Annotated in this window: 8 protein-coding genes; 4 read left to right on the forward strand and 4 right to left on the reverse strand. The window is 62.1% G+C overall.

From position 1 onward, the window contains the following. Positions 1 to 225: 225 nt before the first annotated feature. The 3 genes from rpoD to AC1DT3_RS05000 form a co-directional block, all read right to left on the reverse strand. The gene (gene rpoD / locus AC1DT3_RS04990) at positions 226 to 2,217 is read right to left on the reverse strand and encodes an RNA polymerase sigma factor RpoD (protein WP_477464141.1); all 1,992 of its coding nucleotides are present in this window, start codon (positions 2,215 to 2,217) and stop codon (positions 226 to 228) included. A gap of 190 nt (positions 2,218 to 2,407) precedes the next feature. Beyond that, entirely contained in the window at positions 2,408 to 4,300 is a 1,893-nt protein-coding gene (gene dnaG / locus AC1DT3_RS04995) for a DNA primase (protein ID WP_477464142.1), read from the reverse strand. Positions 4,301 to 4,614: 314 nt separating this feature from the next. Then, positions 4,615 to 5,070, reverse strand: coding sequence for a GatB/YqeY domain-containing protein (locus tag AC1DT3_RS05000; protein WP_477464143.1), 456 nt, complete (start codon positions 5,068 to 5,070; stop codon positions 4,615 to 4,617). Positions 5,071 to 5,213: 143 nt separating this feature from the next. Between AC1DT3_RS05000 and carA the strand changes: the two genes are divergently transcribed. From carA to AC1DT3_RS05020, 4 genes are all read left to right on the forward strand, one after another. Beyond that, positions 5,214 to 6,428 (forward strand): glutamine-hydrolyzing carbamoyl-phosphate synthase small subunit, encoded by a 1,215-nt coding sequence (gene carA, locus AC1DT3_RS05005; protein WP_477464144.1) that lies wholly within the window; start codon positions 5,214 to 5,216, stop codon positions 6,426 to 6,428. 194 nt (positions 6,429 to 6,622) lie between these two features. Then, positions 6,623 to 6,997 (forward strand): hypothetical protein, encoded by a 375-nt coding sequence (locus AC1DT3_RS05010; RefSeq protein WP_477464145.1) that lies wholly within the window; start codon positions 6,623 to 6,625, stop codon positions 6,995 to 6,997. Between the two features lie 93 nt (positions 6,998 to 7,090). After that, complete coding sequence (locus tag AC1DT3_RS05015; RefSeq protein ID WP_477464146.1) at positions 7,091 to 7,939, forward strand: AraC family transcriptional regulator; 849 nt, start codon at positions 7,091 to 7,093, stop codon at positions 7,937 to 7,939. 230 nt (positions 7,940 to 8,169) lie between these two features. Next, positions 8,170 to 8,859, forward strand: coding sequence for a class I SAM-dependent methyltransferase (locus tag AC1DT3_RS05020; protein WP_477464147.1), 690 nt, complete (start codon positions 8,170 to 8,172; stop codon positions 8,857 to 8,859). Between the two features lie 3 nt (positions 8,860 to 8,862). On the opposite strand, the gene AC1DT3_RS05025 is transcribed toward AC1DT3_RS05020, so the two are convergent. Next, positions 8,863 to 10,053, reverse strand: coding sequence for an MFS transporter (locus AC1DT3_RS05025; RefSeq protein WP_477464148.1), 1,191 nt, complete (start codon positions 10,051 to 10,053; stop codon positions 8,863 to 8,865). Between the last annotated feature and the right edge of the window lie 125 nt (positions 10,054 to 10,178).

Genomic DNA, 10,178 nt, shown 5'->3' on the forward strand with positions numbered 1-10,178 from the left:
GCCTCAGCTTCGGCGCTTTGACCATCACGCAGATCGACTTCGACGGTAACGGAATCGACAATGACGTGCGGATCGACGCCAAGGGACAAAGCATCATCATCTTCAACCTGAAGGCCGCTCTCCTCACCGCCTCGGACTTCTATTTCTAGGTCGTCGAATACTTCTAGGTCGTCGAAGCGTCGGACAATTGAAAAAGGCGGGTCCGAAGCCCGCCTTTTTTGTTGATCAATTGTCCAGGAAGCTTCGGAGCTTTCTGCTCCGCGAGGGGTGCTTGAGCTTGCGCAGCGCCTTCGCCTCGATCTGACGRATRCGTTCGCGSGTSACCGARAAYTGCTGGCCGACTTCCTCCAGCGTGTGATCGGTGTTCATGCCGATGCCGAAACGCATGCGCAGCACGCGCTCTTCGCGCGGCGTGAGCGATGCCAACACGCGCGTAGTCGTCTCGCGCAGGTTCGACTGGATGGCGGCATCGATCGGCAGRAKCGCGTTCTTGTCCTCGATGAAATCGCCGAGATGGSAATCTTCYTCGTCGCCSATSGGSGTTTCGAGGGAGATCGGCTCYTTGGCGATCTTGAGGACCTTGCGSACCTTCTCGAGCGGCATTGCCAGTTTCTCGGCCAGTTCTTCCGGSGTCGGCTCGCGRCCRATCTCGTGCAGCATCTGRCGYGATGTGCGGACGATCTTGTTGATCGTCTCGATCATGTGCACCGGAATTCGGATGGTGCGCGCCTGGTCGGCGATCGAGCGSGTGATCGCCTGCCTGATCCACCACGTGGCGTAGGTCGAGAAYTTGTAGCCGCGRCGGTACTCRAACTTRTCSACSGCYTTCATSARRCCGATRTTKCCCTCCTGRATSAGATCCAGGAACTGCAGGCCRCGGTTGGTGTACTTCTTGGCGATCGAGATCACGARCCGAAGGTTCGCCTCGATCATTTCCTTCTTGGCCTGCCTCGCCTCGCGCTCGCCCTTCTGCACCATCATGACGATGCGGCGGAACTCCTGGATTTCCAGGCCGGTTTCGGAGGCGAGGTTGTGGATCTGCTCGCGCAGGTCGTGGATCTGGTCCTTCGCCCTGGCGACGAAGTCCTTCCAGCCCTTGCCGCCGAGCTTGGACACCCGCAGAACCCATTTCGGGTCGAGTTCCCAGCCCTGGTAGTGCTTGAGGAATTCCTCGCGGGCGACGCCGTGGCTCTCGGCCACGCGCATCAGGCGGCCTTCATGGGAGATCAGGCGCTTGTTGATGTCGTAGAGCTGCTCGACGAGCGCCTCGATGCGGTTGTTGTTCAGCGAGAGCGACTTGACGCTGGTGACGATGTCGCTCTTGAGCGTCTTGTACTTGCGCTCCTGAGCCGGAGTCAGCTGCTTGTTCTGCAGGCGCTGCTCCACGTGCTCCACCTGAAGGCGGCGCAGCTTCTTGTAGTTGTCGGCGATGGAATCGAAGGTTTCGAGAACGCGCGGCTTCAACTCGGCTTCCATGGCCGAGAGAGACACGTTGTTCTCCATGTCGTCGTCGTCCATCTCGCCTTCGGGCGGGGTGACGCCGTCGCCCTCTTCGGCGGCCGGCTCCTCCTCGCCCTCGCCGAGCTCGTCGACCTTGGGCGCCCCTTTGCCGTCCGGGCCGGCATAGGTCGCCTCGAGATCGATGATGTCGCGCAGCAAGACGCGGCCTTCGACGAGTTCGTCGCGCCAGATGATGATGGCCTGGAACGTCAGCGGGCTCTCGCAGAGCCCGGCGATCATGGCTTCGCGGCCAGCCTCGATACGCTTGGCGATGGCGATTTCGCCCTCGCGGGACAGGAGTTCGACCGAACCCATCTCGCGCAAATACATGCGCACGGGATCGTCGGTCCGGTCCGTCGGCTCCTTGGCCGTCGTCTCGCGGACGGCCACGGCCCGGGCCGGGGACGCCTCGACGAGCTCGCCGCCCTCGGTTTCCTCTTCCTCGGCCTCTGCCTGACCTTCCTCGGTCTCCTCGGATTCGACGACGTTGATGCCGAGCTCCGAGAGCTGGCCCAGCACGTCCTCGATCTGCTCCGAGGAAAACTCCTCGGAGGGCAGCACCTCGTTCAGTTCGTCATAGGTGACATAGCCGCGTTTCTTCGCGAGCTTGACCATCCGCTTGACCGCGGCATCGCTGAGATCGAGAAGCGGCCCGTCGGTCTGTTGCTCCGGAGCCGCTGTCTCGCCTTCGTCCCGTTCGGTTGCCTTCGTCGCCATTCTTCGCTCTGCTCCGGCGTATGTTGGCAAAAAGCCAGTAATACGCGAATGGGCGGAGAAGCGGAGCCGCTTCACCACCCGAATAGAATTCCGCTCATAAACGCCCCGTCACTTGACGGACCGTTAACCCCGGCTCCAATCACGAGCCATTGGAGATCCTCGCCGCCCTGAGCGCCTCGCGTCCGAGGCGTCATGGGTCGCGGTGAACAACCCCACTATCCAGATCGGCCTCCGCCCCCTCGACCGAAGACAATTGGTTTTGGACCTCTCGCAGCCAGGCGAGATTGGCCTCGTTGTCTTCTTCGGCAAGCGCGCGTTCGGCAGCCCGAAGTTCGCTATGTAACGTGCGTGCGCGGCGATGCAAGGTGATTGCTTGCCTCAATGCGTCCTCAAGCCGCAAGGAATCCGCGTGCGGGTCGAGGATCCATCGGTCGCCGGGTCGGACCAGCGCCAATAGTCGCTGCGCCGCCTCGGCGAGTCCGGCCCGGTCGAGACGGGCTTGGATCACGGTATCGTCGACAGGCTCCCCTCCAGCAAGTCCGTCAAGGAGCAGCCGACGGATCAGTTGGGAGTTTTGCCCTTCAAATTCAAGATCCGCAAGGATTTCTACGTGATTGTGAAGGAGTTCCGGATGTTTCAGGAACGCGCACAGGATCATCGCCTCCCTGGGCGATCCCATGTTCGCTCCCGTGAAAAGGGGGCTCCGGGCAAGGAGCGGACTGACGCTCAGGCGGGCATTCGGGGTGGTCGGTGCCGGGCCTCGCCAGTCCCTCTTTCCCCCTCCTTCGCGACGGCCGGAGCGCCCGGAACGCGAATCCGGACTGAGGGCGGAAAGCCGCGCCTCCACCTCTTCCCGGTAGTATCGCTTGAGCGTCTCGTCGCGAATCAGTGCAAGTGATTCGCGCAGCCTCCGCTCCATTGCCGCCCGTCGTTCGGGGGTATCGAGCGGGCCGGCTTCGAGTTCGCGTGCCCAAAGAACGTCCACGAGCGGCCGTGCCCCCGATAGAACCCGCTCGATCGCCGTCGGGCCGYCGGCGCGCGCGAGATCGTCCGGATCCTGCCCCTCAGGCAGGATCGCGAAACGTAAGGACTTGCCGGGGCTGAGGTTGGGAAGCGCGGTATCGAGCGCCCTGAACGCCGCCCGCCGGCCGGCCTTGTCGCCGTCGAAGCAGAGCGTCGGCTCGTCCGTGAGGCGCCAGAGAAGCTGAAGTTGGTCTTCGGTCAGCGCCGTGCCAAGCGGGGCGACCGTGTGAGGAAAGCCCGCGACCGACATGGAAATGACGTCCACATAACCTTCGACGGCGATCACGGTGCCCCGGTCATGCGCAGGACCGCGGGCGAGATGGTAATTGTAGAGGAGACGCCCTTTGTTGAAGAGCGGCGTGTCCGGCGAGTTGAGATATTTCGCCCGCGCGTCGGCGCTCATGGCCCGGCCGCCAAAGGCGATCACCCTCCCCCTGACGTCGCAGATCGGGAACATGACCCGGTCGCTGAAGCGGTCATAGGGGACTTTTACGTCCTCCCCCGAATAGAGCAGTCCCGCCTCGATCATCATGTCGAGCGAAATGCTCTTTCCGGCCAGATGATCCCTGAGGGCATGCCGCTCGGGCGGCGCGTAGCCGATGCGAAACCGCGTTTGCGTATCGGCGCTGAGCGAACGGCCGGCGAGATAGTCCCTCGCCTTGAGGCCGAAGCGACCCTGCAACGACGCCTCGAAGAATTGGGTCGCCAACTCCATGACATCGTAGAGGTTGTTGCGCTTGACCTCGGCGATCTGGTCTTCCCGGGATACGGTCGGCAGCGCGACACCGGCCTCCGCCGCGAGCCGTTCCACCGCCTCGGGAAAAGTCAGCCCCTCGGTCTCCATGAGAAACGTGAAGATGTCGCCGTGCTTGCCGGAGGAGAAGCAATGGTAGAACTGCTTCTGGTCGTTCACATAGAAGGACGGCGTCTTCTCCGCATTGAACGGCGACAGCCCCCTCCATTCCCGGCCGGCCTTCTTGAGACGCACACGCTTCCCCACCACCGCCGAAGCCGGCAGGCGGGCCCGGATCTCATCGAGGATATTGGGCGGGTAGCGCACGCGATTTCCTGAGTGGCCCTCCGAGTTTAGATCGGGGCGGACAGGCCGCAAGGTAGTAGCGGTTGGGAGCCGGTTGCTCAAGGGGCAGGCGCCATCGGCGGATACCGACCTGCATTGTCATCCCTGTGCCGGTGGCTCCATTTCGAGGTGCGTGCCGTTTCTCCGATCGAGGCGGCGGGACAAGTCGAGGTAGCCGGGACAAGCCCGGCCATGACGCGGTTTCCGTCGAGCAATGTCCGCCGGCGGCCGTCTTATCACGACGCCCCGTCATTCCGAGTTCCGCTGCGGGGCCCGGAATGACGAGCGAACTGCTCTCACCCCTTCGGCAAAAGCTCCTTCACGAGCCCGCTCGCCTTTCCGAAATCCATCTTCCCGGCGTACTTGGCACGCAGGGCTCCGACCACCTTGCCCATGTCCTTCATGGACGCGGCGCCAGTCTCGGCGATGGCGGCCTCGATGGCGGCCTTCGTCTCGGCGTCGTCCATCTGTTTGGGCAGGAACGAGGCGATGATGTCTGCTTCTTCCTTTTCCTGCTGGGCGAGCTCCGGGCGACCGCCCTGCTCGTACATCGTGATCGATTCCTGACGCTGCTTGATCATCTTCTGCAGCAAGGCGAGAATTTCGTCCTCGGTCGACTGGCCCCGACCGGCGCCGCGAGCCTCGATGTCCTTGTCCTTGAGCGCCGCCTGGATGAGCCTGACAGTCCCCAGTTTGCGCTTGTCGCCGGCCTTCATGGCCTCCTTCATTTCGCTCGTGAAGCGTTCGCGCATGGTGCATCTCCTTGTGATGTGGGCGCTTGAGCGTTGACGTGACGCCAGCGGCCCCTTAAGTCACCGTCAATACGGTTTCGAGGCTGCCACTGCGGCCCGCTCAAGCGCGGCCCGTTGGGCTGGGACTTAAAGAGATCAAGACGATGCTGCAAGACAAACACGCCGAGGGGCTTTCCTCCAGCGGCTGGACGGAGCCGCGCGCGACCGCCGTTCTGGTTCTTCAGGACGGCACGGTGCTCGAAGGGTTCGGGATCGGAGCGGTCGGCGACGCGACCGGCGAAGTCTGCTTCAACACCGCCATGACGGGTTATCAGGAGATCCTCACGGATCCCTCTTACGCTGGCCAGATCATCACCTTCAYCTTTCCTCATATCGGCAATGTCGGCACCAACGAGGAAGACATCGAGAGCGTCAACGCCGCTTCGTCCTCAGGCGTCCGCGGCGCCATCCTCGGCGCACATGTCACGGACCCGTCGAGCTGGCGCGCCACGCGCCACCTCGATTCCTGGCTCAAGGCCCGCGGCATCGTCGGGTTGACCGGAATCGATACCCGCGCCCTGACGGCTTTGATCCGCGAGAAGGGCATGCCCAACGCGGTGATCGCTCATGACCCGAACGGCCTGTTCGATCTCGAAGCCTTGAAGCTCAAGGCGAGCGCCCTCCCCTCCATGGATGGCCAGGACCTCGTGCCGCTCGTCACCAGCGCCCAGCGCTTCGATTGGGACGAGACGACCTGGACGCTCGGTGAAGGATATGGCCATCAAGACCATCCCAAGCACCACGTCGTCGCCATCGATTACGGCGTGAAGCGCAACATCTTGCGGCTTCTCGCACGTGCCGGCTGCAAGGTGACGGTGGTCCCGGCCACGGCGACCGCCGACGAAGTACTCGCCCTCAAGCCGGACGGCGTTTTCCTGTCAAACGGACCGGGCGATCCGGCGGCGACGGGTCAATATGCCGTGCCGACGATCAAGGCGCTCCTCGACCATAAGGTGCCGACCTTCGGCATCTGCCTCGGCCACCAGATGCTCGGGCTCGCCGTCGGCGGGCGCACCAGGAAGATGCATCAGGGCCATCACGGCGCGAATCACCCTGTGAAGGACAAGACCACCGGTAAGGTCGAGATCACATCGATGAATCACGGTTTCGCCGTGGACCCCGAAAGCCTGCCGGCTTCCGCGGTCGAGACCCATGTGTCGCTTTTCGACGGTTCGAATTGCGGTATCGCTCTGACGGACCGGCCTGCCTTCTCGGTGCAGTATCACCCGGAAGCCTCGCCCGGCCCGCAGGATAGCCACTATCTCTTCGACCGTTTCGTGAAGATGATCGAGGACAACAAGGCGAATAGCCAAGCTTAGGCCGGACGGGGCAAAGTGCCCCGCGGCCGTCGCCTTTCAACCTTACAGAATTTAGTTTGAGGTTGCTGTCGCTTGCTTTGTGCGACTACGCACCCGCGACAAAGGCGGGCATTGCTTTTTGGCCCCAAATCACGTTAAGCGTATCTTAATTACAAAATTCAACGATACTCGCTTGGCTGTGGGGGTTTTCTCCAATGTCTACCAAAGTTGCCGCGGACCAATTTTCGCGCCTGCATAATCTCTTCACGTTTCATCTCGGCGTCGCCGTCGGCCTGGCCTGGCTGACKTCCATCTATGCCGCATTCTACGCGCCATGGGTTCGCAATATCCGCCCGCTGATCGACCCCTCGTATTCCGGGCATGTCGAAAGCACCTGGTCTTTCCTGTTCGCCTTTCCCGTGGTGCTCACCGTCGCATGGATCATGTCCGTCTCTGGGCGAGAAATCTTCCGGCGGCTGCGCATGCTGAAGAACGAGACGATCGAGTTCATCATCGCCGGCGCGCTCGCATTCGGCGTTTTTTATCTCGCCATCGACCGGGCCGTGACGGCGCTTCTCCTGGCTGCCTGAGTTTCGCTTTCCCGATCGCGCTCCAGGACCTCGCCCAAACTTCGCAACCATGATCAACTCCGGGACTCTAACGTGACGGTCTAGGAGTGATCCATGCTGACCAGAACGAAGACACGTCTCGATTACGGCCGACGGGTGGAACGGGTGATGGCGTACATCGCCGATCATCCGGACGGCGACCTGTCGCTCGAAAAGCTCGCGGACATCGCCTGTTTTTCGCCGTACCACTTTCACCGGATCTATCGGTCGATTGCGGGTGAGACGGTCGCGGAGACCATCCGTCGTCTGAAGTTGTTCCGGGCTGCTGGGGAACTCGCCAAGTCGGCCTATCCCATCGAACGCATCGCGCGCCGCGCCGGTTATTCATCGGTCGAGGCCTTCACGCGGGCATTCGGGTCCGACCACGGCGAGCCTCCCGGCGCGTTCCGGGCGAGGTTCACTCCTTTTCAACCCTTTGGAACAGGAGACGACATTATGATTCCCGTCACAGTGAAAGACTTTGAAGGCGTGCACCTCGCGGCGCTGCCGCATCRCGGCAACTACCTGGAGATCGGCAACGCCTTCGGCCAGCTTGGCGTTTGGGCGAGCACGCATGGCCTGTTTGATCGGCCGCGCCGGATGATCGGTGTTTATTTCGACGATCCAGCGACGGTGCCCGTGTCGGAACTGTGTTCCGAAGCCGGTTTGGAAGTCGACCCGGCGACACCTCTGGGGCAAGGCATGACCATGCGCGAACTCCCGCCGGGCAGGATCGCAACCATCCTCTACAAAGGCCCCTACACGGGCCTCGAAGAGGTCTATCACCAGCTCTACAACGGTTGGCTCCCGGGGAGCGGCGAAGAAGCCAGCGACCAGCCGGCTTTCGAGATCTATCTGAACACACCGCGTGACGTTCAACCTTCCGAGCTGCTGACGGAGGTGTGCCTTCCCTTGAAGGGATAGGGCGTCGAACGGCGTGACGCGTCCGTCAGAACCGCCTTCCGCGAGGAGAGCGGTTCTTTCTTTTGGAGATCAACGAAGTGTCGATGCACTTGATGAATCGGGGACATGCGCCGATACAGTCAGAAGGGTAATCGCCGAGGGCTTTCTCCTCGAACAGCAAACGATGGAGCTCTTCGCGTGCACGTGGCGAAATTCAACTCGATCGGCCGACCGGCCGGAGCCGCCCTTTCATGAATTGGCGCGATTACTGGAATCAAGACACGCCGATCTATGTCAGCGAACGACACAAGCTGTTGCATTATCGGCAAGTGGCGAGTGATTGTCTCGACCTGATCGTTTCACCACGATCGGTCGTACTCGATTATGGCTGTGGCGAAGCGCTGTTTGCCGACAAGGTCGCAAAAGGCTGCGCCAAACTCTATCTCTGTGATGGCGCGCCGCTGGTGCGCGAAAGACTCGTCGAGCGATTCGGCAAGCAGCCTCGCATCCAGGTCCTCGCCCCCGAAGAGATGGACAGTCTGCCGGACAATTCGCTTGATCTCGTCGTGGTGAACTCGTTGCTGCAATATCTGATGCTCGAGGAATTGCGGCGACTCTTGAAAGTCTGGCGCACCAAATTGAAGGACGATGGCCGGCTCGTGCTGGCGGACGTTCTTCCGCCTCACCTCAGCCCGGTGACGGATGCCAAAGCCCTGCTCTCATTCGCATCGCAAGGCGGCTTTCTGCTGCCGGCCCTGCTCGGTCTGGCCCGCACGGCCTTCTCCGATTATCGGAAGGTCCGCGAGGAAGTCGGCCTCTCCGATTACAGCGAGGAAGAACTCGCCGATCTGGTGAGCGACGCGGGCTTCAGCCTCGAACGTCAGCCCCGTAACCTGGGTCACAACCAGGCGCGCATGACATTCGTCGCTCGCCCGCGCTGACGATCAGATCGAACGGGCCGCTTCCGGCCGCGGGCGCGGCGAAGACCGCATTCGAAGCAACGCAAAGAGGATCAGCGCGCCGACTTCGCAGAGCGCAGCGCCCCAGCCGATGGCGGACACTGATACGTGCCGCACGATCAGCGCGCCGAGCGCCGCTCCCGCAGCCGAGCCGAAATAGAGCGCGGACGTGTTCAACGATACGGTGATCGGAGCGAGCGTCGGATCGAGCGTCACGACGCGGGCCTGCTGGACGGCGGCGAAGGACCATGACAACAAGCCCGAGACGACAAGGCCGATCACGATGGCGGTCACGCCCACGGCCGTCGTCCCGAAGCCTGCTCCGAAGGAGAGCAAGCCGAGCGACGCGATCAGCAGAATGAGTGCGATGGTCAGGTACCGCTCCCGATTCCAATGATCCGCCGCGTGGCCGCCGATCATGTTGCCGAAGAAACTCGCGACGCCCAGGAGAAAGAGAATTCCAGCAAGCTCGTGGTTCGCCAACGTCAAGGTCGCCTGCAGAAAGGCGCCGATATAGGTGGTCACGATGAAAGGCCCGGCGACCGCCGTCATGGTGAGGGCGAGCACCGCGATAACATCTCGCCGCTTCGCGACGGCAAGACGCCGCCGCATGGGAATCGCGACGAGTCCCTCGCGACGCGGCAATACGGCGAGCGTGCCAGCGAGAGTCAAAGCGGCGATCAAGGCTACGCCGACGTAAGCTGCGCGCCAGCCTATGTGAGCAGCGAGCACCGTGCCTGCCGGGACACCGGCCACGAGCGCGAAGGTCATGCCGCCATAGACGAGCGAGACGGCACGTCCGCGATGCTGCGCGTCGAACGAGGCGGTGGCATAGGCGATGGCGGCCGGCATGAACGTACCCGCCAACATGGCCAGCACCATGCGCATGATTCCCAGCCAGAAAAAGCTCGGCGTCGCGGCGGCAAGGAGGTTGGCGACAACGTAGCCACCCATTGTCCAGGCGATGAGGCGTCTGCGCTCGACACCTGACGTGACGATGGTCAGGATCGGCGAGCCCACGGCATAGGTCAGCGAAAACAAGGTGACGAGAAAACCGGCGGTCGCCACGGAAACGTCGAGGTCCGCGCAAATCCAAGGCAGAACACCGCCGAGCATGAAGCCTTCGGTGCCGACGGCGAAAGCCCCAAGAATCAGGGGAAACAGAAACACTGGCATCTGGTTCTCCACCAGTTCAATATTTATTGGACTGATGCGCCTGCCGCCGCCATTTGTCAATCAGTTCATCAAGTGTTGAACTGATCAGGCCCGATCATTATCATTCCCTGATGGCGAAAGAACTC

The organism is Microvirga sp. P4_G7, from assembly GCF_056401005.1.